At 72.8% G+C, this 24121-nt stretch carries 22 protein-coding genes and 1 pseudogene; 14 read left to right on the top strand and 9 right to left on the bottom strand.

Going from position 1 to position 24121, the window contains the following annotated elements:
- Positions 1 to 11: 11 nt before the first annotated feature.
- Complete coding sequence (locus tag ABT041_RS11085) at positions 12 to 1262, bottom strand: MFS transporter (RefSeq protein ID WP_351182552.1); 1251 nt, start codon at positions 1260 to 1262, stop codon at positions 12 to 14.
- A gap of 88 nt (positions 1263 to 1350) precedes the next feature.
- Here ABT041_RS11085 and ABT041_RS11080 point away from each other — a divergent pair, with 88 nt between their 5' ends.
- Complete coding sequence (locus tag ABT041_RS11080; protein WP_351182550.1) at positions 1351 to 2328, top strand: winged helix-turn-helix domain-containing protein; 978 nt, start codon at positions 1351 to 1353, stop codon at positions 2326 to 2328.
- 108 nt (positions 2329 to 2436) lie between these two features.
- The gene (locus ABT041_RS11075; protein ID WP_351182548.1) at positions 2437 to 2814 is read left to right on the top strand and encodes a hypothetical protein; all 378 of its coding nucleotides are present in this window, start codon (positions 2437 to 2439) and stop codon (positions 2812 to 2814) included.
- Here ABT041_RS11075 and ABT041_RS11070 read toward each other — a convergent pair whose 3' ends face one another.
- A complete protein-coding gene (locus tag ABT041_RS11070; RefSeq protein WP_351182546.1) occupies positions 2815 to 3219 on the bottom strand; it encodes a hemerythrin domain-containing protein in 405 nt (134 codons plus the stop codon).
- 60 nt (positions 3220 to 3279) lie between these two features.
- On the opposite strand from ABT041_RS11070, the pseudogene ABT041_RS11065 reads away from it, so the two are divergent.
- Positions 3280 to 3671: pseudogene (locus ABT041_RS11065) on the top strand (MarR family winged helix-turn-helix transcriptional regulator).
- A gap of 42 nt (positions 3672 to 3713) precedes the next feature.
- Positions 3714 to 4820, top strand: a complete 1107-nt coding sequence (locus ABT041_RS11060) for a calcium:cation antiporter (protein WP_351182544.1) — start codon at positions 3714 to 3716, stop codon at positions 4818 to 4820.
- Here the strand turns inward: ABT041_RS11060 and ABT041_RS11055 are convergent.
- Positions 4810 to 7230, bottom strand: a complete 2421-nt coding sequence (locus ABT041_RS11055) for a penicillin acylase family protein (RefSeq protein WP_351182542.1) — start codon at positions 7228 to 7230, stop codon at positions 4810 to 4812. The two genes, ABT041_RS11060 and ABT041_RS11055, sit on opposite strands and share 11 nt — an antisense overlap.
- Before the next feature lie 156 nt (positions 7231 to 7386).
- On the opposite strand from ABT041_RS11055, the gene ABT041_RS11050 reads away from it, so the two are divergent.
- On the top strand, positions 7387 to 8898 hold the full coding sequence (locus tag ABT041_RS11050) for a fatty acyl-CoA synthetase (RefSeq protein ID WP_351182540.1): 1512 nt from the start codon (positions 7387 to 7389) through the stop codon (positions 8896 to 8898).
- On the opposite strand, the gene ABT041_RS11045 is transcribed toward ABT041_RS11050, so the two are convergent.
- Both ABT041_RS11045 and paaK read right to left on the bottom strand, forming a co-directional pair.
- Complete coding sequence (locus ABT041_RS11045; protein WP_351182538.1) at positions 8889 to 9272, bottom strand: VOC family protein; 384 nt, start codon at positions 9270 to 9272, stop codon at positions 8889 to 8891. The two genes, ABT041_RS11050 and ABT041_RS11045, sit on opposite strands and share 10 nt — an antisense overlap.
- A gap of 82 nt (positions 9273 to 9354) precedes the next feature.
- Complete coding sequence (gene paaK, locus ABT041_RS11040) at positions 9355 to 10644, bottom strand: phenylacetate--CoA ligase PaaK (protein WP_351182536.1); 1290 nt, start codon at positions 10642 to 10644, stop codon at positions 9355 to 9357.
- A 295-nt stretch (positions 10645 to 10939) separates the two neighbouring features.
- On the opposite strand from paaK, the gene ABT041_RS11035 reads away from it, so the two are divergent.
- Together ABT041_RS11035 and ABT041_RS11030 are read left to right on the top strand one after the other, a co-directional pair.
- Positions 10940 to 12367, top strand: coding sequence for a family 2B encapsulin nanocompartment shell protein (locus tag ABT041_RS11035; protein ID WP_351182534.1), 1428 nt, complete (start codon positions 10940 to 10942; stop codon positions 12365 to 12367).
- 67 nt (positions 12368 to 12434) lie between these two features.
- Positions 12435 to 13211 carry a GNAT family N-acetyltransferase gene (locus tag ABT041_RS11030; RefSeq protein ID WP_351182531.1) on the top strand — a complete coding sequence of 259 codons (777 nt, stop codon included), beginning with the start codon at positions 12435 to 12437 and terminating at the stop codon, positions 13209 to 13211.
- On the opposite strand, the gene ABT041_RS11025 is transcribed toward ABT041_RS11030, so the two are convergent.
- A complete protein-coding gene (locus tag ABT041_RS11025) occupies positions 13208 to 13438 on the bottom strand; it encodes a hypothetical protein (protein ID WP_351182528.1) in 231 nt (76 codons plus the stop codon). The two genes, ABT041_RS11030 and ABT041_RS11025, sit on opposite strands and share 4 nt — an antisense overlap.
- A 39-nt stretch (positions 13439 to 13477) precedes the next feature.
- Positions 13478 to 13828 carry an ArsR/SmtB family transcription factor gene (locus tag ABT041_RS11020; RefSeq protein WP_351182525.1) on the bottom strand — a complete coding sequence of 117 codons (351 nt, stop codon included), beginning with the start codon at positions 13826 to 13828 and terminating at the stop codon, positions 13478 to 13480.
- A gap of 149 nt (positions 13829 to 13977) precedes the next feature.
- On the opposite strand from ABT041_RS11020, the gene ABT041_RS11015 reads away from it, so the two are divergent.
- Entirely contained in the window at positions 13978 to 14979 is a 1002-nt protein-coding gene (locus ABT041_RS11015) for a zinc-dependent alcohol dehydrogenase family protein (RefSeq protein ID WP_351182522.1), read from the top strand.
- Between the two features lie 30 nt (positions 14980 to 15009).
- Here ABT041_RS11015 and ABT041_RS11010 read toward each other — a convergent pair whose 3' ends face one another.
- Positions 15010 to 15825 carry a pentapeptide repeat-containing protein gene (locus tag ABT041_RS11010; RefSeq protein WP_351182519.1) on the bottom strand — a complete coding sequence of 272 codons (816 nt, stop codon included), beginning with the start codon at positions 15823 to 15825 and terminating at the stop codon, positions 15010 to 15012.
- Positions 15826 to 15956: 131 nt separating this feature from the next.
- Between ABT041_RS11010 and ABT041_RS11005 the strand changes: the two genes are divergently transcribed.
- Positions 15957 to 17468, top strand: a complete 1512-nt coding sequence (locus tag ABT041_RS11005; RefSeq protein ID WP_351182516.1) for an alpha/beta fold hydrolase — start codon at positions 15957 to 15959, stop codon at positions 17466 to 17468.
- A gap of 15 nt (positions 17469 to 17483) precedes the next feature.
- On the opposite strand, the gene ABT041_RS11000 is transcribed toward ABT041_RS11005, so the two are convergent.
- On the bottom strand, positions 17484 to 19112 hold the full coding sequence (locus tag ABT041_RS11000) for an acyl-CoA synthetase (protein WP_351182513.1): 1629 nt from the start codon (positions 19110 to 19112) through the stop codon (positions 17484 to 17486).
- Positions 19113 to 19286: 174 nt separating this feature from the next.
- Here ABT041_RS11000 and ABT041_RS10995 point away from each other — a divergent pair, with 174 nt between their 5' ends.
- From ABT041_RS10995 to ABT041_RS10975, 5 genes are all read left to right on the top strand, one after another.
- A complete protein-coding gene (locus ABT041_RS10995; protein ID WP_351182510.1) occupies positions 19287 to 20087 on the top strand; it encodes a crotonase/enoyl-CoA hydratase family protein in 801 nt (266 codons plus the stop codon).
- Positions 20088 to 20339: 252 nt separating this feature from the next.
- Positions 20340 to 21299: a Zn-ribbon domain-containing OB-fold protein gene (locus tag ABT041_RS10990; protein WP_351182507.1), complete on the top strand. Its 960-nt coding sequence runs from the start codon at positions 20340 to 20342 to the stop codon at positions 21297 to 21299.
- A complete protein-coding gene (locus ABT041_RS10985; protein ID WP_351182504.1) occupies positions 21296 to 22351 on the top strand; it encodes a thiolase family protein in 1056 nt (351 codons plus the stop codon). The genes ABT041_RS10990 and ABT041_RS10985 overlap by 4 nt, the downstream gene beginning before the upstream one ends.
- Entirely contained in the window at positions 22341 to 23510 is a 1170-nt protein-coding gene (locus ABT041_RS10980; RefSeq protein ID WP_351182501.1) for a thiolase family protein, read from the top strand. Before ABT041_RS10985 ends, ABT041_RS10980 begins: the two co-directional genes overlap by 11 nt.
- A 20-nt stretch (positions 23511 to 23530) precedes the next feature.
- On the top strand, positions 23531 to 23941 hold the full coding sequence (locus tag ABT041_RS10975) for an ACT domain-containing protein (protein WP_351182498.1): 411 nt from the start codon (positions 23531 to 23533) through the stop codon (positions 23939 to 23941).
- The last annotated feature ends 180 nt before the right edge of the window (positions 23942 to 24121 follow it).

Genomic DNA, 24121 nt, shown 5'->3' with positions numbered 1-24121 from the left:
TGTTCGTGGTCTCAAGGGGACGTGGGGGCGGGCGGGTGCCAGGTGAGAATCCAGCCGGCGGTGAGCGCCGCCGCGCCGCCTGCCAGGGCGATTGCGCCACCTGTTCCGATGCCTGCGGCCACCGAGCCGAAGCAGGCCGGCCCGACGCCCTGAAGCGTCATGCCGCCGGAGCCGAGCAGGCCGAAGGCCTGGCCCTGGCCATCCTGCGGCAGGGCGTCCAGGAACGGCCGTTGCAGGCCGAGACCGTAGGCGAATCCGAAGCCGCAGAGCAGCAGCAGACAGGACGAGACGCCCACTCCGGGCTCGGCGGCGAAGCCGACCAGCGGCAGCCCCATCAGCGCGATCAACGGGACTACCAGTCGCTCCCGGGTGGGCGGCCGTAGCAGTCGCCCCACCAGCAGGTCACCGACGAGCATGCCGACCGGCAGACAGCCCATCAGCACCGCGTACCGGCCGGGCGCGAAGTGGCGTCCTCCCGCGTAGGCGATGATCAGCCCTTCCGCGCCCGCTACGAACGCGGGCGGCAGCCACTGGGCCAGCATCAGTCGTCGCACCGTGTGTCCGCGCAGCAGCAGGCCGGCACCGCGCAGGCTTGCCCGGACGGTCCCGCCATCGCTCCGGGCGCCGGCGGGTGTGCCGCCGAACTCCCCCAGCTGCAGCCGGGGCAGCCGGATGCGGATGGCGAGCGCGCAGCCGAGGTAGAGGGCGGCGCTCACCGCGAGCGCCCGGCGCGGGCCGAGTACCGCGACGACCGCACCTCCCAGCGCCAGACCGAACAACTGCGCGCCGGAGGCAGCGATGTTGTTCAGTGAACGGCCCAGTACATAGGCGTCGCCCTCCAGCCACTGCGCGACCAGCCGACCCGACGCGCCACTGAACACCGGTGTGGCGAGGGCGACCAGCGCCACGACACCGAGGCTTGCCGCGATCGGCATCCGCACCAGGGCGAGCAGCAGGGCGGCGGCGCACTCCACGGCGTAGCCGCCGGCGATGAGCGCGCGGGGCGGCAGTCGGTCGGCCAGGGAGCCCAGCAGCAGCGAGCCGAACAACTGCGGGAGAAAGCCGATGCCGAAGGCCAGTGCGCTCAACAGCGCGGAGCCGGTGGCGGTGAAGACCAGAACCGAGAACGTGGTGATCCGCAGCGCGTCCGCAGTGATCGCGACGGTGCGGGTCGAGAAGAGCAGCCGGAATCGCGGCTCGGCCAGCACCTTCCGGTAGGTGGCACGGCGGTCGTCCTGCACGAGTTCGGCGGTTGGGGTCATGGCTCCCAGCCTCGCCATGCGCCACGCCACCCACCAATGATTCGTCGCTGGACGAATCGAAACAGACGTCCCGCGGTAGCATCGCGGGGTGCTCCGCTTCGAAGTCTCCGTCGAGGACCTGCTGCGCAGCCGCTTCGCGCTGTCGCCCGCGCTGGACCTCTGCTTGCTGCTGCGCTCGCTCATCGGCCAAGGCCCTCCGCTGCCGCGAGCCTGGGCCACCCGGCTCCTGCCTGCTCTTGAACGGCTGCGCCGCGAGACCGAACTGGACGCCGTCCTCGCCCTGCAGGCCCCGCACGGCGGACCGAACTTCATCGCCCCTCCTCCGCGCGGCCTCAACCAGACCTGGGCGGACGACCTGGCCATGATCCGGGCCACACCACTGGAAGCGGCCCGCCACGAAATCGCCACCACCGCGACCGGCCCGTCCGCCCGTGATCCCCGCGTACGCGCGGTGCTTGACTCGCCGGACGCCGTCTCCAGGATCGCCGAGGCGATGGACCGGGCGTGGCGCGAGCTGCTCGCCGCGGACTGGCCGCAACTGCGCGCGGTCTGTGAGCGCGATGTCGTGCACCGGGTGGGTGTGATCGGCGAACACGGATGGGCCGCGACCATCGAGAGCCTGCACCCGGGCATCGCCTGGCACGCAGGTGGTATCGAGATCGGCTTCCTCCGAGGCGGAACACTCCGGCTCGCCGGCGACGGGCTCCTGGTGATCCCCTCGGTCTTCGTCGGGCATGTCGCCGCCCACATGGAAGACCCCTGGCCCAGGACCTTGATCTACTCGGCCCGCGGCACCGCCGCCCTGTGGGGCGAACAGGAGAGCGTCCCCCAACCGGACGCGCTGACCGCTCTGGTCGGCCGAGCCCGGGCCCGGCTGCTGTTGGCGCTGGACGCCCCGGCCAGTACCAGCCACCTCGCCCGAAGCCTCGCCATGGCGCCCGGCGCGGTAGGAGACCACCTCGCCATCCTGCGAGGCGCGGGGCTGCTCGTGCGCGCCCGGTCCGGACGGTCGGTGCTCTACCGGCGCACCCCGCTCGGCGAGGCACTGGTCGCCGGTTCGGGCTGAGGGATCGGGTCAGCACTGCTTTTCGAGGCGCCGCAGGCTCGGAGTCCGGCGAGCGGGAGGTCGCGCAACTGCTGCCGCACGCCGGCCTTCACGCACCGATGCCGGCAGGTGATCGATGTCCCGGTGCACGACTGCGGCGAGCCTCTCGCGGAGATCGCCTCGGTCCCGGCGCTCGCCCCGGACCGTGACTTCCCCGAGGCGAGCGCCATCGACCACGACCGCAGGCACCACGCCACGTACCGGGACCACCTCGGCTTCGACATCGCCGCCCACGCCCTCTTCGTCGTGGGCAGCGCCACCGCGTTCCGTGAACACGGCACGGCGCTCCGCGGCCTCGTCGACGAGGCCCCGCCCCACCGGCACCGCCAACCGGGAGCCGGGCACTTCTGCGTGGAGTTCAGCTCCGGCCCGTGGACCCGGCCCCGGACCCGTCGGCATGTGCGGGGCGTCCTGCACATCGGGTACTGCGAGGACTGGCCGGTCTGATCAGTGCTCCGGTGCCAGGGCCGGGAGCAGCTGGGACTCCTCGTACGCGAAGTGCTCCTCCAGGCTCGTCGCCAGGCGGTCGACCTCGGTGCGCAGGGTCGCCGGGTCGGCGCCGGAGGTGAGGAGGGTCTCCAGTTCGTCGACCGTGCGGGCGACCACCTCGTGCTCGCGGCGCATCCGGCCCAGGGCGTCGGCGAGTTCCGGGAACTGGCGCTCCAGGAGGTCGAAGACGCCGTCCTCGCTGCGGTGGTGGGCGTGGAGGGCGCCGCAGAAGGCGAGACAGTGGCGGGCGAGCTGCCGTCCGGGCGTCGGCGCCGGGGAGTTCAGGCCCGCGCGGAGCTCGTCGTGGACCTTCACGAGGTGGGCGGCGATCGCCCGGTGCCGCGCGGGGCCGGCGAGGTCCACGCGGTGCAGGGCGACGACGGGGATGACCCGGTCCGTGCCGGGGCTGAATCGGAGCCCCGGATGGTCGGGCTGGTCAAGCGCATCAGGATCCCCGACGAACTGCAGTCCCTCGCCCTGGCGCCCCGTCACCTCTCCCTCCTCGCCCATCTCCTCTTCGACGGGCCGCTCGGCGTCAACGAGCTCGCCGCCCGCCTGGAGGTCGCCCCGGCCACCGTGAGCCTGATGGTCGGCGACCTCGCCAAGAAGGGGCTCCTGGAGCGGGCCGAGGACCCCGCCGACCGGCGGCGCAAGATCGTCTCGCCGAGGCGCACCGCCCCGCCATCGACGGCTGGCTGGGCCGCAGCGCCGGCGCCTGGCGCGCGGCCCTCGCGCCCCTGAGCCCTTCCGAACGCAGGATGTTCGTCGAGACCCTCGCCGCCTACGAGAACGACCTCACCGACCCCGAGGGCTGAGCGAATCAGGCGAAAAGGCCCTCTTGTGGCAATATGCGGATCATGAGTTCGAGTGCGACGGCAAGGGCACGGCAGTGGACGACCTGGGGGCCGGTGGTGGCGGCCCTTGTGCTCGGCCTCGCCTGGGGGCGTGAACTCCCGGGCTTCGCGGTGGCGATCGTCGTCGTCTGTCTGTTCGCCGCTGTGCTCTCCGCCGTCCATCACGCCGAGGTCATCGCCCACCGCATCGGCGAACCCTTCGGCTCCCTCGTCCTCGCCGTGGCCGTCACCGTCATCGAGGTCGGGCTGATCGTCATGCTGATGACCGGAGGCGGTGACAAGGCGACGAGCTACGCACGGGACACGGTCTTCGCCGCCGTCATGATCACGTGCAACGGCATCGTCGGCCTCTCCCTGCTCGTCGGCGCGCTGCGCAACCGGGTCGCCGTCTTCAACGCGGAGGGCTCCGGCGGCGAGCTCGCGATCGTCTGCACCCTCGCGACCATGACGCTGGTCCTGCCGACCTTCACGACGAGCCACCCGGGCCCCGAGTTCTCCGCCGCACAGCTCGCCTTCGCGGCCGTTTCCTCGCTCCTCCTCTACGGGGTGTTCGTCGCGGTCCAGACCGTCCGGCACCGCGACTACTTCCTGCCCGTGCCGCGGCCGGACCGGGGGATCCCGGAGTCGGAGGAGGAGCACGCCGCGCCGCCGACCGCCCGCGACGCCTGGTTCAGCCTCGGCCTGCTCGTGGTCGCCCTCGTCGCCGTCGTCGGCAACGCCAAGCTGGTCTCGCCCACCATCGAGGACGCCGTCGCCTCCGCAGGCCTGCCCAAGGCGGTCGTCGGCGTCGTCATCGCCCTGATGGTGCTGCTCCCCGAGACCCTCGCCGCCGTGCGCGCGGCGAGCCGGGACCGCATGCAGACCAGCATGAACCTGGCCTACGGCTCGGCCATCGCCAGCATCGGCCTGACCATTCCGTCGATCGCGCTCGCCTCGATCTGGCTGGAGGGACCCCTGATCCTCGGCCTGGGGCCCCTCCACATGGTGCTGCTCGTGCTCACGGCCGTGGTGAGCGCCCTGACCGTGGTGCCGGGACGCGCCACGCTCCTCCAGGGCAGCGTCCATCTCTCGATCTTCGCCGCCTTCGTGTTCCTGTCGTTCAGCCCCTGACCACCACCACCTTCAGAGCGGGCGAACGCAGGATGTCCTTCTCGCAGAACCGGGAGGTCACCCAGTGCTCGCCCGCGAACAGCCGGGTCTGGTCGCTGAAGTGCGGCGACCCGGGGTTCGAGGACTGGGAGTACGAGAGCAGGGTGCGGGCCACCGGGCACCGGCTGCCGTCCCAGCCGACCGCCTGCACATGGCTCGTCCCGTGCGCGACCTCCACATAGCCGCCGGCCGCCGCGTTCCACACGGGCTCGGTCTTGTTCCAGATCCCCAGGGACTCGGTCCCGCCGCTCACCGGGATCCGTTCCCCGTTCCGTACGACGAACTGGTGGGCGCCGAGCGGCGCGTCCAGCGCGATGCCCGCCGCCCGCAGTTCGGCCGCGGCGTCCCTGAGGGCCTGAGCGAAGCCGGGCGTTCCGGTGTTGAGGGTGTGCGGGGTGCGGACCGGGTCGGCCGCCGAGAACGGCACCAGCCACTGGTCGGCCGGCTTCACCGCACCGGTGAACTTCCGCCAGAAGCGGTCGAAGAGCAGCGCGCCCCGGCTGTCGGTGTTCACCGTGCGGTCCCAGTCGCCGAGCACCCGGCAGACCTCCGGGTCCTCCGGCAGCACCGACGCGCACGCCTTTGCCGCGTCGGCCGCGGCCAGGTCACCGGCCGGAGCCCGGTTGGCGAACTGCTGGCGCTGCAGGTCGGCCACCGTGAGCCCGCCCCGGTCCGCCATCGCCGACACGTCCTCGATCCCGCCCCGGGTGCGCAGCGAGCGCGGGGTGGCGACCGTGCCGAAGATCCGCTCGTAACCGGTCAGTGGCCGGTCGGCGTTGGCCAGCCAGGCGCTGTCGTTGGAGTTCTCCACGTACGGGGTGTCCCGGAGCACCGGCATCCGTGCGGGGCCGAAGACACCCGGCTGCACCGCGTCCGGGTCGGAGCCCGGCGCGCAGTCCGAGCGGGAGCCGTCGAGCACGGCGACGCCCGAGGCCGGGTAGGTGGCCCGGCCGAGCGGGGTGGAGCAGCGCGCGGCGAGCTCGTCGGTGATCCGGGGGAGCACCTGGGACTGGGCGAAGAGGGAGTGCCCCGCGGAGTCCGCCGCGATCGTGTTGACCCAGGGCAGCCCCTGTGTGCGCGCCAGGGTGTCGGCGATGTCCTGCGCGGACCGGGCCCTGGCGAAGCCGAGCGCGGTGTCGGAGCCGCGCAGGTTGGCGGCGTTGGGGTCGTTCAGCGCGTAGGCCGTGGTCGCGGTCCAGGGCAGGGGCAGCTGCGCGCCGAGTCCGCCGACGACGGGTCCGTACCGGGTCCACCACTGGGTACGGGTGACGGGGGCGCCGTCCTTGACCGCCACCGTCACCGCGCGCGGGGTCATCCGCTCCGGCTTCCCGTCCACCAGGTAGGAGGTCGGGTCGCCGGGCGCGAGGGTCAGCTGGTGCAGGTTGAGCGGCACCCCGGTGGCGACGGTGTGGCTCCAGGCCACCTTGTCGTTGAAGCCGATGTTGACGACGGTCGTGCCGAGGAGCGAGGCACCGGAGACGTTCAGCTCGCCGGGGATGGTCTGCTGCGACTGCCAGAAGCGGCGGCCGCCCTGCCACGGGTAGTGCGGGTTCCCCAGGAGCAGCCCGCGCCCGTCGGCCGTCGTGGCCCCGGAGAACGCGACGGCGTTGGAGCCCATGGTGGCGTTCTCGGGAGCGAACAGCGCACGCGCGGCCTCGGCGGCGGCCTCGGGATCGGGGGCGGCGGCCGTCGGAGGAGCGGAGGCCGTCGGGGGAGCGGAGGCCGTCGGGGGAGCGGCGGCCGGCGGCCTCGCCGCCGTGATGCCGTCCGCGGCCCTGCCCTGCCCGCCGAGCACCGAGACGGCGAAGCCGCGCCGGGCCACGTCGAGCGCGGTCACCGGACGGACCCAGTCGGCGTCCGCGCAGGCCGGATCGGTGATCCGGTGCTTCCGCAGCCAGGCGTTGTAGCCGGCCGCCCAGCCCCGCATCAGCTCCTTCAGGTCCCGGCTCGGACCGGCCGGGGCCGGGGTGTCGAGGAGCTCCTCGACCGTGCCCGCGTCCTTCACGCCGCGGAAGTACAGGTCGCTGGAGAGGTTCGTCGTGGCGGAGGAGAGCGAGCCGTCGGGGGCGGCGGCCGGGCCGAAGTACCGGGAGCGTTCCCCGTTCACGGTCAGGAAGCCGTCGGCGAGCACACAGACCTGGTCGGCGGCCTGGGCCCAGCCCGTGCCGAACCCCAGGTTGGCGTAGTCCTTGGCGACGATGTGCGGGATGCCGTACTCGGTGTACCGGATGACGGCCGACAGACCACGGTCGGACGGCTGCCCGCCCCGGTCCCCGGAGTCGGCGGCCGCCGCGCCGGGCAGCGAGGCCGTGACGACGGCGAGCGCCGCGCCGGTGAGCGCCAGGTGTTTCAGACGGGTACGGAGGTGCAAGATGCCTCCCAACGGGCCGATGAGCACTGCGGGTTGGACCATGCACGCAGTTGCGCGGCCCCTTGTCAACATCCCGTTCGGTATCCGAGGTCCGGGCGTCCGCGGCGCGCCGCACGGTACTTGACCTCCCGCCAGGTGGCCGCCGAGGATCACCGCATGGATCGACTCCTCAGCCGCACCGTCGACGGTGTCCTGCGCGCGAGTGCCCGGCGCGTGCCCGACCGGATCGCCCTCCGGTACGCCGACCGGACCTGGACGTACGCGGAGCTGGACGCCGCCGTCTCCACCGCCGCCGCCGTCCTGCGCGAGCCGGAGCACGGGATCGCCCTGCCGGAGTACGCCCGCGTCGCCACGTACGGCCACAACTCGGACGCCTACCTCGTGGCGTTCCTCGCCTGCGCGCGGGCCGGACTGATCCACGTACCCGTCAACCACCATCTGACCGGCGAGGACCTCGCGTACGTCCTGGAGCAGTCGGACAGTTCGCTCGTGCTCGCCGACCCCGCCCTCGCCGACCGCATCCCCGAGGGCTGTCCCGTCAAGCCGCTGCGGGACGCGCCCGGTTCACTGCTCGACGCCCTCGCCGACCCGGAGGAGTACCCCACCGACCGCGACGCCCGCGACGTCGCCCAGCTGCTCTACACCTCGGGCACCACCGCACTCCCCAAGGGCGCGGTGATGACGCACCTCGCCCTCGCCCACGAGTACGACAGCGCGATCGCGGCCCTCGACCTGAGCGAGGACGACAAGCCGGTGCACGCGCTGCCGCTCTACCACTCGGCGCAGATGCACGTCTTCCTGCTGCCCTACCTCGCCGTCGGCGCCGAGAACACCCTCGTCGACGGACCCGACCCGGCCGTCCTGTTCGATCTCGTCGAGGCGGGCCGCGCCGACAGCCTCTTCGCCCCGCCGACCGTCTGGATCGCGCTCGCCAACCACCCCGACTTCGCCGCCCGCGACCTCTCCGCCCTGCGCAAGGCCTACTACGGGGCCTCGATCATGCCCGTACCCGTCCTGGAGCGGCTGCGTGCCCGGCTGCCCGGGCTCGCCTTCTACAACTGCTTCGGGCAGTCGGAGATCGGCCCGCTCGCCACTGTCCTCGGCCCCGACGAGCACGAGGGCCGGATGGACTCCTGCGGCCGCCCCGTCCGCCACGTCGAGGCCCGGGTCGTCGACGAGAACGGCGAGGACGTCCCCGACGGCACCCCGGGCGAGATCGTCTACCGCTCCCCGCAGCTCTGCGAGGGCTACTGGCGCAAGCCGGACGAGACCAAGGAGGCCTTCCGGGGCGGCTGGTTCCACTCCGGGGACCTCGCCGTCCGCGACGCCGAGGGCTATCTCACGATCGTCGACCGGGTGAAGGACGTCATCAACTCCGGTGGTGTGCTCGTCGCCTCACGTCAGGTCGAGGACGCGCTCTACACCCACCCGGGCGTCGCCGAGGTGGCCGTCATCGGCCTCCCCGACGAGCGCTGGATCGAGGCGGTCACGGCCGTCGTCGTCCCGCGCGGCGAGGTCACCGAGGCCGAACTCCTCGACCACGCCCGCGAGAAGCTCGCCCACTTCAAGGCGCCCAAGCGGGTCTTCCTCGTGGACGCCCTTCCCCGCAACGCCAGCGGAAAGATCCTCAAGCGCGACCTGAGGGACCGCTTCGCCCGTCAGCCCTGATCCTTCTCCTCCATCACGCAGAGGATGTTGCCCTCACTGTCCTTGAACCAGGCGCCCCGCATGGTGTCCGAGTCGACCACGCCGTCGACCGTCTTGATGCCGGGCAGGTCGTACTCCTCGAACGTGACGCCCTTGGAGCGCAGCGTCGACATCTCCGTGTCGAGGTCGTCGACCTTCCAGCTCGCCAGGGTGTGCTCGGCCTTGCCGCCGTAGGGCGTCTCGTAGAGGCCGATCACCGTGCCTCCGCATTCGAACCTGGTGTCCTCGGGCGACTCCTTCGTCAGGGGGAGTCCGAGGGTCTCCGAGTAGAACTGCTTGGCCCGGTTCATGTCACTGACCGGAATGATCGCGGCTATGGGGGAGTCCGACAGCATCGCAACCACCTCCTGCCTCCAGGCTACGCAGCGGCCGGGCCCGCCGCTTCCCGCGAGCCCGGCGCGATCCGGAAGGCACCCGCTACGGCTGCTCCCGCAGGTCCACGATCCGCTTGATCTTGCCCACCGAGCGCTCCAGCGTCTCCGGGGCGACCACCTCCACGTCCACCGAGACCCCGATGCCGTCCTTCACCGCCGCCGCGACCGCCCGGGCCGCCTCCGCGCGCTCTTCCGGCGTCGCGTCCGGACGGGCCTCGGCCCGCACCGTCAGCCGGTCGAGCCGGCCCTCCCGGGTCAGCCGCAGCTGGAAGTGCGGGGCCACGCCCGGCGTGCGCAGCACGATCTCCTCGATCTGCGTGGGGAAGAGGTTCACCCCCCGCAGGATGATCATGTCGTCGCTGCGCCCGGTGACCTTCTCCATCCGGCGGAACACCCGAGCGGTCCCCGGCAGGAGCCGGGTGAGGTCGCGGGTCCGGTAGCGGATCACCGGCATGGCCTCCTTGGTGAGCGAGGTGAAGACCAGCTCGCCCTCCTCCCCGTCGGGCAGCACCTCGCCGGTGAACGGGTCCACGATCTCCGGGTAGAAGTGGTCCTCCCAGATGTGCAGGCCGTCCTTGGTCTCCACGCACTCCTGCGCCACACCGGGGCCGATGACCTCCGACAGGCCGTAGATGTCGACCGCGTCGATCGCGAACCGCTCCTCGATCTCCTTGCGCATCTCCTCCGTCCACGGCTCCGCGCCGAAGACGCCCACCTTCAGCGAGGTGGACCGGGGGTCCACGCCCTGCCGCTCGAACTCGTCGAGCAGCGTCAGCATGTACGAGGGGGTCACCATGATGATCTCGGGCCGGAAGTCCTGGATGAGCTGCACCTGCCGGGCCGTCATGCCGCCGGAGGCCGGAATCACCGTGCACCCGAGGCGCTCCGCACCGTAGTGCGCGCCGAGTCCGCCGGTGAACAGGCCGTATCCGTACGCCACATGGACCTTGTGCCCGGGGCGCGCGCCGGCGGCGCGCAGGGAGCGGGCCACCACGTCGGCCCACATGTCCAGGTCGGCGTCGGTGTAGCCGACGACGGTCGGCCGGCCGGTGGTGCCGCTGGAGGCGTGGATGCGCCGGATCCGGGACTGGTCGACGGCGAACATGCCGAAGGGGTAGTGGTCGCGCAGGTCCGACTTGGTGGTGAACGGGAAACGGGCCAGGTCCGCGAGCGTACGGCAGTCGTCCGGGGTGAGTCCTGCCGCGTCGAAGGAGCGCCGGTAGTAGTCCACGTTCTCGTACGCGTGACGCAGGGTGGCGCGCAGCCGCTCCAGCTGGAGGGCCGCCAGCTCCTCGCGTCCGAGCCGTTCGCCGCTGTCCAGCAGTTCCGTCATGCGCCCACTCCTCCGCTGTCGTAAAACGGACTACCGATCATTCGGTTGATCCGTTCCGGGTCAGTAAAACCGGAGGTACCCGGGGCTTGGCAAGGGGGTGGACGAACTTTCCCGGCCGCGCGGCTCCCCGGACGGCGGAGCGCGGGGGGCGCTCGCGGGGCGGCCGCCCCCGGACGGCGCTCCCGCCCGCCCGCGCCGCGCCCGGATGACGTACACCACCGTGCGTTACATCTGGACGCGGAGAGTGACGCACGAGTCCGCGCAAGTCCACGCGTACCCAGAAAGCGAGTCCCCCATGTCGGTCGACACCGCCCCGGCGGCGAGCCCCACCCCGCCCGCCGTCGAGATCCGCCAGGTCCAGCTCAGCCTCAGCACCGCCGCCGCCCGCAACCTCGCCACCACCACCAAGTCCGAACCCCAGATGCAGGGCATCAGCTCCCGCTGGCTGCTCCGCAAGCTCCCCTGGGTCCACACACCCGGCGGCACCTACCGGGTCAACCGGCGCCTCTCGTACGTCGTCGGCGACGGCCGCGTCACCTTCGTCAAGAGCGGCTCCAGGGTCGAGGTCATCCCCGCCGAACTGGCCGAACTCCCGCTGTTGCGCGGCTTCGACGATCCCACCGCGCTCGGCGCCCTCGCCGACCGCTTCGTCCAGCAGGAGTTCGAGCCCGGCCAGATCGTCGTGCACGCCGGGCGGCAGGCCGACCACGTCTACCTCATCGCCCACGGCAAGATCGAGAAGCTCGGCACCGGACAGTACGGCGACGAGACCCTCCTCGGGCGGCTCGGCGACGGCGACACCTTCGGCGGTCAGGTGCTCGCCGGCGACGGCAGCTGGGACTTCACCGCCAAGGCCGTCACCGCCGTCACCCTCCTCGCCCTGCCCCGCACCGCCTACCTGGCCGTCGCCGAGCAGTACGGAAACCTCCGCGACCACGTGCGGAACGCCGGCTCCGACGGCCAGGCCCGCGCCGTCAACCGGGCCGGCGAGGCCGCCATCGAGCTCAGCGCCGGACACGTCGGCGAGGCCGCCCTGCCCGGCGCGTACGCGGACTACGAACTCAAGCCCCGCGAGTACGAACTCAGCGTCGCCCAGACCGTCCTGAAGGTCCACACCCGCGTCGCCGACCTCTACAACCAGCCGATGAACCAGACCGAGCAGCAGCTGCGTCTGACGATCCAGGAGCTCCGCGAGCGCCAGGAGCACGAGCTCGTCAACAACCCCGAGTTCGGGCTGCTCCACAACACCGACTTCGACCAGCGCATCCAGACCCACTCGGGCCCGCCGACCCCGGACGACCTCGACGACCTGCTCAGCATGCGCCGCGACACCGACTACGTCTTCGCCCACCCCCGGGCCATCGCCGCCTTCGGCAAGGAGTGCAACAAGCGGGGCCTCGTGCTCGGCACCGTCGACGTCGAGGGACGCGACATGCCGGCCTGGCGCGGGGTGCCCATCCTGCCCTGCGGGAAGATCCCGGTCACCGACCGGCAGAGCTCCTCGATCATCGCCGTCCGCACCGGCGAGAACAACGAGGGCGTCATCGGCCTCCACCAGACGGGCCTGCCCGACGAGGTCGAGCCCGGCCTCAACTGCCGCTTCATGGGCATCGACGAGAAGGCGATCATGTCCTACCTGGTCTCCGCCTACTACTCGGCCGCCATCCTCGTGCCCGACGCGGTCGGAATCCTCGAGAACGTCGAGGTGCGTCCGCGCGCCTGACGGCCGGTGTCCGGTGCCGGACAAAACCCGTTGCCCGGCGCCCCGGACCAGTGCTGGAGTGGCCGGCATGGAACCCCGGCACCTGCGTGACCTCTACGACCTCCAACTGCGCCGCCAGGCCCGCCCCGACGGGCCCGGCTGCCGCGTCGAACGCACCGGCGCCGTCGTCCGGCAGACCGGCCCCGCGCACGCCTGGAACGGCGTCCTCTGGTCCGGCTTCGACGCTGCCGACGCCGACCGCGCCATCGCCGGAGAGATCGCGCACTACCGCGCCGCCGGCCTGGCCTTCGAATGGAAGCTGTACGGGCACGACACCCCCGCCGACCTCGGCGACCGGCTCCGCGCCGCGGGCTTCACCCCCGAGGAGCCCGAGACCCTGATGGCCGCCGAGGCCGCCGCCCTGCCCGGCGAGGTCCCGCTCCCCGAGGGCGTCGAGCTCCGCGCCGTCACCGACGAGGCCGGAGTGCGCCAGGTGGTCGAGGTCCACGAGCGCGCCTTCGGCACCGACAGCTCCCACATCGGCCGACAGCTCCTGGACCGGCTCGCGGCCGACCCCGGCACGGTCGGCGCCGTCGTCGCCCTCGCCGGCGGCGAACCCGTCAGCGCCGCGCGCCTGGAGCTCTACCCCGGCACGGACTTCGCGGGCCTCTGGGGCGGCGGCACCGTCGAGGGCTGGCGCGGCCGCGGCCTCTACCGCGCCCTGGTCGCGCACCGCGCCCGCATCGCCGCCGCCCGCGGCCACCGCTACGTCCAGGTCGACGCGGCGGACACCAGCCGCCCCATCCTCCAGCGCCTGGGCTTCCTGACGCTGACGACCACGACGCCGTACGTGTACGAGCTCTAGCCGGGCTCGCCCGGCCACGGCGGCGCCCCCAGCCACGGGGCGAACTGCTCGGCGACCAGCGACGCCACGGCCGCCGCGTCCCGCACTCCGTCGACCTCGATCACGCGGACGGCGAGGCGCGGGGCGTCGTGGTAGGCGTACTGATACGCCGTCAGGCCGTAGCGGAGGGCCAGGATTTCGGAGACGGTCGTCTTGCCGGCCCACTGCGCGCCACCGATCCACAACATCCGGCGGTGGAACGAGGGGGGGCGGTGCGTCCCGGCGGGTCAGTCCGAGGTGTCGCCCTCGTGCGCGCCCACCACGGCCCGCAGGAGTCCTGGGAACCGCTCCTCGAACTCCTCGCGGCGCAGGGTGTTCATGCGGGAAGTCCCCACGTAGTGCTGGCGGATGAGGCCGGCCTCGCGCAGGACGTGGAAGTGGTGCGTCGCCGTGGACTTGCTGACCGGCAGCTCGATGGTCCCGCAGGCCAGGTCCTCGCCCGCCGCGTACAGCTCGGCGACGATCCGCCGCCTGACGGGGTCGACCAGCGCGTCAAGGACCTGCTGGAGACCGATCTCGCTCAGGTCGGGGTGGGGCGGGACGCGGTCCCGCCGGCCGGTGCGTGCTGCTGCTGTCATCGTCGTGTCGACCTCCGGGTGCATCGTACGACAACGGTCAAAGTTTCACGACCGTCAAAGTTTGACAGCGGTCGAACCTTGCGCTTTGCTGGGGCACGTCGGCGGAGCGGTCCGCCCGCCGTCGTCACCGAGCGGGGAGGGGAAGCCCGATGAGCAAGGCCAGGACGGTGCTGTTCCACGAGTACGGCGGTCCGGAGGTGCTCCGGACCGAGGACGTGGAGGTGGGCGAGCCGGGCCCCGGAGAGGTGCTGCTCCGTGTGGAGGCCATCGGTCTCAACCGTGCCGAGGCGCTCTTCCGGTCGGGGAACTACATCGAGCCCGCCCGGAGCTTCCCCGCCCGGATCGGACTCGAGGCCGCCGGTGTCGTCGAGGCCGTCGGAGAGGGCGTGGCCGGGTTCGCGGCCGGGCAGGCGGTCAGCGTCGTGCCCTCGTTCTCCATGAACGACCACGGCGTCTACGCCGAGCGCGCGATCGTCCCGGCCTCCTCGCTCGTCCCCCGCCCCGAGGGGCTCGGCGCCGTCGAGGGCGCCGCCGTCTGGATGCCGTACGTCACGGCGTACGGCGGCCTCGTCGAGGTCGGCGGGATGCGCGCCGGGGACACCGTCGTCCTCACCGGCGCCTCCAGCAGCGTCGGCCTCGCCGCGATCCGCACCGCGCACCGGATCGGCGCCACCCCCGTCGCCACCACCCGCACACGGGCCAAGAAGGACGCCCTGCTCAAAGCGGGGGCGGCCGAGGTGATCGTCACCGAGGAGGAGGACGTCGCCGAGCGGATACGGGACCTCACGGGCGGGCGCGGCGCCGACCTCGCCTTCGACGGCGTCGCGGGACCCGGCCTCACCGGCCTCGTCGGCGCCGTCGCCCCCGGCGGCACCGTGCTCGTCTACGGAGCCGTGAGCGGGCTGCCGACCCCGTACCCCGGCTTCGACCTCGGGATGCCCGCCGTCTCCCTGCGCACCTACACGATGCCGGAGACCACGAGGGACCCGGAGCGGCTGCGCCGGGCCCGCGCCTTCGTCGAGTCCGGCCTGCGCACCGGCTTCTTCGAACCGGCCGTCGACCGCACCTTCACCCTCGACGAGATCGTCGCGGCCCACCGGGCCATGGAGGCCGGCCATCAGGTCGGCAAGATCGTCGTGACCGTGCCCTAGGGGATGTCAGGCGCCGTACTCCCGGGGGTGTCAGGCCGCCCAGTGTGCCGGGCGGTCGAAGCCCTCCGGGAGGCGGGTCGCGGCGTTCCCGCGTGCCGAGTTCAGCTGGGGCTGGGTCAGGAAGAGGGCGCCCGTGAGGTCCGCGCCCGACAGGTCGGCGTCCCGCAGGTCCGCGCCGATCAGGTCCGCGAGCGACAGGTCCGCCCCCGTCAGGTCGGCGGCGATCAGCAGCGCCCCGCGCAGGTCCGTGCCCCGCAGCTTCGCCCCGCGCAGCCGCTTGCCGATCAGGTCCGCCCCGCGCCGGCTCTTCGGCCGGCCGCCGGCCGTGGCGCGGACCAGCTCGCTCGTCCGCAGCAGCAGCGGGTTCACCTCGGCGCGCACCGCCGCCACGTCCAGCTTCTCCAGGGCGTCCGGTGTGCCCGCGGTGAGCTCCTCGACCCGGGCCAGGGCCGCACGCAGCTCGGCGTGGACGGGGCGGGCGGTGCGCAGCGCCAGGGCCTCCGTGAGGTAGCGCAGCAGCTCGTGCAGCTGGCGCACCACCGGGAACACCTCGTACATCTGCCGGGCCGTCTCGGGCGCCTCCCGCCAGGACACACCGCCGAAGGTCACCTGGGAGACCTGCTGGCCGGCGCCGAAGCAGTCGTACACCGTGCAGCCCTGGAAACCGCTCGGCCGCAGCCGGGTGTGGATCCCGCAGCGGAAGTCCTCCTGGAGGTTCCGGCAGGGCTCGCCCGACGCCTTGTTCACGGCGAAGTCGGCCGACTTGGCGAAGGGGAGCGCCACGCAGCACAGACCGAAGCAGTTCGCGCAGTCGCCGCGCAGGGCGGAATCCCGGGTCTCGGGCACGGTGGAACGGTTCCTTCGCAGTTCGGGGACGGCCCTCCACCGTATCGCGCCCCCCGCCCCGCCCTTCTCGGAATGGCGCCCACGGCGAAACCGATTGCCATGATCCACACGGACCCGTGAGGATCGGCGGCATGCCGACGTTCACCACACATGACGGAACCGAACTCGCCTACCGCGTCCTGGGGGAGGGGGAACCGCTCGTCTGCCTCGCCGGCGGACCGATGCGCGACGCCGGCTACCTCGGGGACCTCGGCGGACTCGCCGCCCACCGCGCGCTCGTGCTGCTCGACGCCCGGGGCACCGGCGCCAGCGCCGAACCCGCCGACCCCGGCACGTACCGCTGCGACCGGCAGGTCGGCGACGTCGAGGCGCTCCGCGCCCACCTCGGCCTGGAGCGGATCGACCTGCTCGGCCACTCGGCGGCCGGAAACCTCGCCGTCCTGTACGCCGCCGCCCACCCCGAGCGGATCCGCTCCCTCGTCCTCGTCACCTCCCTCTCGCGCGCCCTCGGGGTCGGGACCACCGACGAGGAATGGGACAAGGCCGTCGAGGTCTTCGCCGACCGGCCCTGGTACCCCGAGGCCAGGGCCGCCCTGGACACGATCGGCCCGGACACCCCGCTGCGGCGCGTCTACGAGATCACCGCCCCCTTCGCCTACGGCCGCTGGGACGCGGCCGCCCAGGAGCACGCGGCGCGCACCGGGCCGGAGATGAACTGGGAGGCGGCGCCCGTCTACCACGGCGAGGGCGCCTACGACCCGGAGACCACCCGCCGCGCGCTCGGCGCGCTCACCGCGCCCGTCCTGATCCTCGCGGGCGAGTACGACGCGGGCCCGACGCCCGCCAAGGCCGCCGCCCTCTTCCCGCACGCGGAGCTCGTCGTCCAGCCGGGCGCGGCACACCACCCCTGGGTCGACGACCCCGAGGCCTTCGCCCGCACGGTCGCCGCCTTCCTCGACCCCGACGTCTCCACGGTCACCGTGGACGGCGTACGGATCGCCTACCGGGTCGCGGGACCCGAGGACGCCCGGCCCGTCGTCCTGGTCCACGGGCGCGGCAACGACGGCACGACCTGGACGGTGATCAGCGCGGACCTGGCCGCCGACCACCGGGTGTACGCGATGGACCTGCGCGGCCACGGACTCAGCGACCGCCCCGGCTCCTACGGCTTCGAGGACTTCCGCGACGAACTCGGCGGCTTCCTCGAAGCCCTCGGCCTCACCGGCGCCACCGTCGTCGCCCACTCGATGGGCGCCGCCGCCGCATACCTCCTGGCCCAGTGCGCCCCCGGTCTCATCGGCCGTCTCGTCCTGGAGGAGGCCCCGGCCTTCGTCCCGCTCGACCCACCGCGCCCGGTGGCCGAGCGCCCCGAGGGGGCCCTGCCCTTCGACTGGGGTGTCGTCACGGCCACCGACGCCGAGCTCAACGCTCCCGATCCGGCCTGGCGCGAGGAGCTGTCCGCGATCGCGGCCCCCACCCTCGTCCTCGCCGGCGGCCCGACCAGCCACATCCCCCAGGACCAGCTCTCGGTCCTCGCTTCCGACATCCCCGACGCCCGCCTCGTCACCATCGAGGTCGGCCACCTCATCCACAACGCGGCCCCTGCCGCGTTCCTGGCAGCGCTCAGGGAGTTCGGGCTCTAGTACGTGCGTGCCACCTCAGGCGGTCTCGGCGTCCGCCTCCACGGCCACCGCGCGGGCCCAGCGGTAGTCGGCCTTGCCGCTGGGGGAGCGCTGGATGCGGTCGGTGAGGACCAGCTGGCGGGGGACCTTGTAGCCCGCCAGCTGCTGCCGGCAGTGGGTCTGGAGGGCCTCCAGGTCCAGCGGCCCGGCCCCGGACCTGAGCTGGACGACGGCGGCGACGTGGTTGCCCCACTTCGCGTCCGGCACGCCGGCGACCAGGGCGTCGTACACGTCGGGGTGGGACTTGAGCGCCTGCTCGACCTCCTCGGGGTACACCTTCTCGCCGCCGGTGTTGATGCACTGCGAGCCGCGGCCCAGGACGGTCACGACGCCCTGCTCGTCCACCGTGGCCATGTCGCCGAGCAGCACCCACCGCACCCCGTCCCGCTCGAAGAAGGTCTCGGCGGTCTTGGCCGGGTCGTTGTAGTAGCCGAGCGGGACGTGGCCGCGCTGGGCGAGCCGCCCGGTCTCGCCGGGTGCGACCGGGGCACGGGTCGCCGGGTCGACGACCTGGGTGCGTTCGTTGACGTGCAGCCGGAAGCCCTTCGCCGGGCCGGAGTCGTCGGTGGCGCGCCCGTTGGAACCGGACTCGGTGGAGCCGAAGTTGTTGAGCAGCAGGACGTTCGGCATCAGCTCCTGGAGCTGCGCGCGTACGGTCTCGGACATGATCGCCCCGGACGAGGAGAGGCTGAAGAGCGCGGAGAGGTCCGTGCCCTTCAGCGGTCCGCGCAGCGCGTCCACGAGCGGGCGCAGCATGGCGTCCCCGACCAGGGAGATGCTGGAGACCTTCTCCTTCTCCAGGGTGCGCAGCACCTCCTCGGGCACGTACTTGCGGTGCAGGACGACCCGCTGCCCGTAGTTGAGCGCGATGAACGCGGTGAGGGTGGACGTGCCGTGCATCAGCGGCGGCGCGGGGAAGAAGGTGATGCCGGCGCCCCCGGCCGCGACCCGCTCCGCCAGCTCCTCGGGCCGCTTCACCGGTTCGCCCGAGGGGTCGCCGCCGAAGAGGCCCGCGAAGAAGAGGTCCTCCTGGCGCCACAGGACGCCCTTGGGCATGCCGGTCGTGCCGCCGGTGTAGATGATGAACAGGTCGTCGGGGGAGCGCCGGCCGAAGCCGCGCTCCGGTGAGCCGGCGGCCTCCGCCTCCGTGAACGGGACGCAGTCGAGCGCCGGGGCTGCCTCGTCCGGGGTCCCCACCCGCACGAGGTGCCGCAGCTTCTCCGTCTGCGGCAGCGCCGCCGCGACCCGTCCGGTGAACTCGGCGTCGAAGACGAGCGCCGCCAGGTCGGCGTCCCGGTAGAGGTAGACGAGCTCGTCCTCCACGTACCGGTAGTTCACGTTCACCGGCACGATCCGGGCCTTGAGGCAGGCCAGGACCGTCTGCAGGTACTCGACGCCGTTGTACAGGTGGAGGCCGAGGTGTTCGCCGGGCCGGAGGCCCGCGTCGATCAGGTGGTGCGCGATCCGGTTGGCGGCGGCGTCCAGCCCGGCGTAGGTGAGCCGCCGCTCCGCGCCCGTGCCGGGATGGTCGACGTACACCAGCGCCTCGCGGTCGGGGACCACGTCGACGACCGATTCGAACAGGTCGGCAAGGTTGTACTCCACCGTTCCTCCTGACCCCGGCTCGCACTGGTTCACATGGACGTGGCGGTCATTAGAGCGCCGACCGGTCACCGAAGGAAGGGGGTGCGCAGAAGAATCTGACTGAGTGTCAGAAAACTATTGAACTGGACCCCCGGCTCCTGCAACCTGTTCCAGAACTGGAGACGGGAGACCCCCATGGGCGGCACCGAACACCTCAGCGTCCGGCGCGAAGGCGCCACGCTCGTCCTCACCTTGAACCGGCCCGAAGCCAAGAACGCCCTCTCGCTGCCGATGCTCGTCGGCCTGCACGACGGCTGGCTGGAGGCCGACGCCGACGACGGCGTCCGCTCGATCGTCCTCACCGGCGCGGGCGGTTCCTTCTGCGCGGGCATGGACCTCAAGGCCCTCGCCGGAAAGGGCATGGAGGGCGAGCGGTACCGGGACCGGCTCAAGGCCGACCCCGACCTGCACTGGAAGGCGATGCTCCGGCACCACCGCCCCCGCAAGCCCGTCATCGCGGCCGTCGAGGGGTACTGCGTCGCCGGCGGCACCGAGATCCTCCAGGGCACGGACATCCGGGTCGCGGCCGCCTCCGCCACCTTCGGCCTCTTCGAGGTGCGGCGCGGCCTCTTCCCCATCGGCGGCTCCACCGTCCGCCTGCCCCGCCAGATCGCCCGCACCCACGCCCTCGAAATGCTCCTCACCGGCCGGCCGTACTCCGCCGAGGAGGCCGCCCGGATCGGGTTGGTGGGGCGTGTCGTCCCCGATGGTACGGCCTTGGAAGCGGCCCTCGAGATCGCCGAACGGATCAACGCCTGCGGGCCGTTGGCCGTCGAAGCCGTGAAGGCGTCCGTCTACGAGACGGCGGAGATGACGGAGACGGAGGGGCTGGCGGCGGAGCTGAAGCGGGGGTGGCCGATCTTCGACACGGCGGACGCGAAGGAGGGGGCGCGGGCGTTCGCGGAGAAGCGGCAGGCGGTGTACCGGCGGGAGTGATCCCCCACCCCGCCCCTTCCCGAAACCGGGGGCAAGCCCCCCGGACCCCCGTACGGCCTGCGGCCGTGCCCTCGAACGCAGGGCGGGCTGAACGCTCCGCCCCGCGGGCGGAAATCCAGCCCCGCCGGCGATTGAGGCGCGGGGTCCGGGGCGGAGCCCCGGTTCGGGAAGAGGCGGGGTGGGGTGAAGGCCCCGCGCAGCGGCCCACGCACTCGCCCGCGCATCCACCCACCCACCAAGGAGCACCCACCCATGACCCTCACCCCACCGCCAGAAGCCCTCCGGGCCCCGCTCGTCGTCGAGTTCCCCTTCACCCGTTCCCTCGGTCCCGTCCAGTCCGCCTTCCTCACCGGGCTGCGCGAGCGCACCGTCCTCGGCGTGCGCACCGAGGCGGGCGCGGTGCTCGTCCCGCCCGTCGAGTACGACCCCGCCACCGCCGCCGAGCTCCGCGAGCTCGTCGAGGTCGCCGCCACCGGCACCGTCACCACCTGGGCCTGGAACCCCGAGCCCCGCCCCGGGCAGCCCCTCGCGACCCCCTTCGCCTGGGTCCTGGTCCGCCTCGACGGCGCCGACACCGCCCTTCTCCACGCCCTCGACGCCCCCGGCCCCGAAGCCGTCCGCACCGGTCTGCGGGTGCGGATCCGCTGGGCCGCCGAACGGGCCGGCGCCATCACGGACATCGCCTGCTTCGAGCCGTACGAGAGCACGGGAGAGCACGAACCCGCCCCGCACGACGGCCGGTTCGAGGACCCGGTGACCGGCATCGTCGCCCCCGCCCGGCTGGACTACACGTACAGCCCGGGCCGCGCCCAGACCCGCTATCTGCACGGGCTCTCCGAGCGCCGCACCGTCGGCGAACGCTGCCCCTCCTGCGCCAAGGTGTACGTGCCGCCCCGCGGCGCCTGCCCCACCTGCGGCGTCGCCACCACCGACCAGGTCGAGGTCGGACCGCGTGGCACGGTCACCACCTTCTGCATCGTCAACATCAAGGCGAAGAATCTCGACATCGAAGTCCCGTACGTCTACGCCCACATCGCCCTCGACGGCGCCGGACTCGCCCTCCACGGCCGCATCGCCGGCATCCCCTACGACGAGGTCCGCATGGGCCTGCGCGTCGAACCCGTGTGGAGCGAGGACGGCCGCTACCCCGACCACTACCGGCCCACCGGCGAGCCCGACGCCGACTACGACACGTACAAGGAGCTGCTATGAGCCGGGACGTGGCGATCGTCGCCTTCGCCCAGAGCGACCACCGGCGGCACACCGACGACCTCTCCGAGGTCGAGATGGTGATGCCCGTCCTCCACGAGGTGCAGCGGCAGACCGGCCTGAAGGCCTCCGACATCGGCTTCACCTGCTCCGGCTCCTCCGACTACCTCGCCGGACGCGCCTTCTCCTTCACCATGGCCCTCGACGGCGTCGGCGCCTGGCCGCCGATCTCCGAGTCCCACGTCGAGACGGACGGCGCCTGGGCGCTCTACGAGGCCTGGGTGAAGCTGCTCACCGGAGAGGCCGACACGGCCCTCGTCTACTCCTACGGCAAGTCCTCGCCGGGCTCCGTCCGCGACGTCCTCACCCGCCAGCTCGACCCGTACTACCTCGCCCCGCTCTGGCCCGACTCCATCGCCCTCGCCGCCCTCCAGGCTCAGGCCCTCGTCGACGCCGGCGACACCGACGAACCCGCCCTCGCCGCGATCGCCGCCCGCAGCCGCGAGGACGCCAGGACGAACCCCCACGCCCAGCTGCCGGGCGCCCGCCCCCAGGGCGAGTACGCCGTCCAGCCCCTCCGCACCGGCGACTGCCCGCCCGTCGGAGACGGCGCCGCAGCCGTGATCCTCGCGGCCGGCGACCGGGCCCGTGAGCTGTGCGAGCGCCCCGCCTGGATCCGGGGCATGGACCACCGGATCGAGGCCCACTCCCTCGGCGTCCGCGACCTCACCGACTCGCCCTCCACCCGCCTCGCCGCCGAACGCGCCGGAGCCTTCGAACGGCCCGTCGACACCGCCGAACTCCACGCGCCCTTCACCTCCCAGGAGGTCGTCCTGAGGAAGGCCCTCCGGCTGGACGACAGCGTGACGGTCAACCCCTCCGGCGGCGCCCTCGCCGCCAATCCCGTCATGGCCGCGGGCCTCATCCGGCTCGGCGAGGCCGCCGCCCGCATCCACCGCGGGGAGTCCGACCGCGCCCTCGCCCACGCGACCTCCGGCCCCTGCCTCCAGCAGAACCTCGTCGCCGTCCTGGAAGGAGACAACCGTGTCCGGTAAGGAGCCCGTGGCCGTCGTCGGCATCGGCCAGACCAAACACGTCGCCGCCCGCAGGGACGTCTCGATCGCCGGACTCGTCCGCGAGGCCGCCCTCCGCGCCCTGGCGGACGCGGAGCTGACCTGGGCGGACATCGACGCCGTCGTCATCGGCAAGGCCCCCGACTTCTTCGAGGGCGTCATGATGCCGGAGCTGTACCTCGCCGACGCGCTCGGCGCGGTCGGCAAGCCCATGCTCCGGGTGCACACCGCGGGCTCCGTCGGCGGCTCCACCGCCCTCGTCGCCGCCAACCTCGTCTCCGCGCGCGTGCACCGCACCGTCCTGACCCTCGCCTTCGAGAAGCAGTCCGAGTCCAACGCCATGTGGGGCCTCTCGCTGCCCGTCCCCTTCCAGCAGCCCCTGCTCGCCGGCGCCGGCGGCTTCTTCGCCCCGCACGTGCGCGCGTACATGCGCCGCACCGGCGCCCCCGACACGATCGGCTCCCTCGTCGCGTACAAGGACCGGCGCAACGCGCTCAAGAACCCGTACGCCCACCTCCACGAGCACGACCTCACCCTGGAGAAGGTCCAGGCCTCCCCGATGCTCTGGGACCCGATCCGCTACTCCGAGACCTGCCCCTCGTCCGACGGCGCCTGCGCCATGATCCTCACCGACCGCACCGGCGCCGACCGCGCGCCGCGCCCGACCGCCTGGGTGCACGGCGGGGCCATGCGCAGCGAACCCACCCTCTTCGCCGGCAAGGACTTCGTCTCCCCGCGGGCCGGCAGCGACTGCGCCGCCGACGTCTACCGGCAGGCCGGCATCACCGACCCGCGTCGGCAGATCGACGCCGTCGAGATGTACGTGCCGTTCTCCTGGTACGAGCCGATGTGGCTGGAGAACCTGGGCTTCGCCGAGGAGGGCGAGGGCTGGAAACTCACCGAGGCCGGCGTGACCGAGCTCGACGGCGACCTGCCCGTGAACCCCTCGGGCGGGGTGCTCTCCACCAACCCCATCGGAGCCTCCGGCATGATCCGCTTCGCCGAGGCAGCCCTGCAGGTACGGGGGGACGCCGGCGAGCACCAGGTCGAGGGCGCCCGAAGGGCCCTCGGCCATGCCTACGGAGGCGGCGCCCAGTTCTTCTCCATGTGGCTCGTGGGGGACACCCCGCCCACGGGCTGAGCCCGCCTAACCTGACCTCCATGAACGCGGAACGTGACCTCACCAGGCTCCTCGCCGGGATGCGCCCGGAACTCGATTCCGGCCGCTACGTCTTCACCACGGTGGACGGCCCCGCCCCGGCCGGGGTCGCCCCCGTCGTCACCGTCCGCGAGACCGAGGGCCTCACCCTCGTCGTACGGCAGGAGGAGGCGGACGCGGCCGGGCTCGCGTACGACTACGTGGCCGGCCGGATCACGCTCCGGGTGCACTCCGCGCTCGACGCCGTCGGGCTCACGGCGGCCGTCGCGACCGAGCTGGCCGCGGCGGGCATGAGCTGCAACGTGGTGGCCGGATTCCACCACGACCACCTCTTCGTCGAACACGAGCGCGCGGGTGAGGCGTTGGCCGTGCTGAACGCGCTCTCGGAGAGGTCGGCCGGGGCGGCCGGCTGAGTGCGCCGCAGGCGTGCTTCCCGGGCCGCTCGTCGGGCCCTTCCGGGGGGCAGAGGCCCCCACCCCCGGACACACGCCCCCGCGAACGTCGGTCGTCACCTTTGGTGTCTGACCGATCACGGAAGGTGCGTCCTGCTGCTCGGCGTGGGTGACCGGCTCACCGGCGGTGCGAGCGCCCGA

Origin of the sequence: Streptomyces sp. NPDC002825 (assembly GCF_040295385.1) — a bacterium.
GTDB lineage: Bacteria > Actinomycetota > Actinomycetes > Streptomycetales > Streptomycetaceae > Streptomyces.
The sequence above is the reverse complement of the archived record's forward strand: the minus strand, read 5'-3'. Positions and strand labels throughout refer to the sequence as shown.

What these genes read in the sequence shown, in the direction of transcription:
- paaK (WP_351182536.1), bottom strand. Translation starts at nt 10,644, where the DNA reads ATGACGGAACTGCTGGACAGCGGCGAACGGCTCGGACGCGAGGAGCTG.
- ABT041_RS10985 (WP_351182504.1), top strand. Translation starts at nt 21,296, where the DNA reads ATGAGCCGGGACGTGGCGATCGTCGCCTTCGCCCAGAGCGACCACCGG.
- ABT041_RS11050 (WP_351182540.1), top strand. Translation starts at nt 7,387, where the DNA reads ATGGATCGACTCCTCAGCCGCACCGTCGACGGTGTCCTGCGCGCGAGT.
- ABT041_RS11030 (WP_351182531.1), top strand. Translation starts at nt 12,435, where the DNA reads ATGGAACCCCGGCACCTGCGTGACCTCTACGACCTCCAACTGCGCCGC.
- ABT041_RS11060 (WP_351182544.1), top strand. Translation starts at nt 3,714, where the DNA reads ATGAGTTCGAGTGCGACGGCAAGGGCACGGCAGTGGACGACCTGGGGG.
- ABT041_RS10995 (WP_351182510.1), top strand. Translation starts at nt 19,287, where the DNA reads ATGGGCGGCACCGAACACCTCAGCGTCCGGCGCGAAGGCGCCACGCTC.
- ABT041_RS11045 (WP_351182538.1), bottom strand. Translation starts at nt 9,272, where the DNA reads ATGCTGTCGGACTCCCCCATAGCCGCGATCATTCCGGTCAGTGACATG.
- ABT041_RS11085 (WP_351182552.1), bottom strand. Translation starts at nt 1,262, where the DNA reads ATGACCCCAACCGCCGAACTCGTGCAGGACGACCGCCGTGCCACCTAC.
- ABT041_RS11025 (WP_351182528.1), bottom strand. Translation starts at nt 13,438, where the DNA reads ATGTTGTGGATCGGTGGCGCGCAGTGGGCCGGCAAGACGACCGTCTCC.
- ABT041_RS11020 (WP_351182525.1), bottom strand. Translation starts at nt 13,828, where the DNA reads ATGACAGCAGCAGCACGCACCGGCCGGCGGGACCGCGTCCCGCCCCAC.
- ABT041_RS10975 (WP_351182498.1), top strand. Translation starts at nt 23,531, where the DNA reads ATGAACGCGGAACGTGACCTCACCAGGCTCCTCGCCGGGATGCGCCCG.
- ABT041_RS11015 (WP_351182522.1), top strand. Translation starts at nt 13,978, where the DNA reads ATGAGCAAGGCCAGGACGGTGCTGTTCCACGAGTACGGCGGTCCGGAG.
- ABT041_RS11035 (WP_351182534.1), top strand. Translation starts at nt 10,940, where the DNA reads ATGTCGGTCGACACCGCCCCGGCGGCGAGCCCCACCCCGCCCGCCGTC.
- ABT041_RS10990 (WP_351182507.1), top strand. Translation starts at nt 20,340, where the DNA reads ATGACCCTCACCCCACCGCCAGAAGCCCTCCGGGCCCCGCTCGTCGTC.
- ABT041_RS11005 (WP_351182516.1), top strand. Translation starts at nt 15,957, where the DNA reads ATGCCGACGTTCACCACACATGACGGAACCGAACTCGCCTACCGCGTC.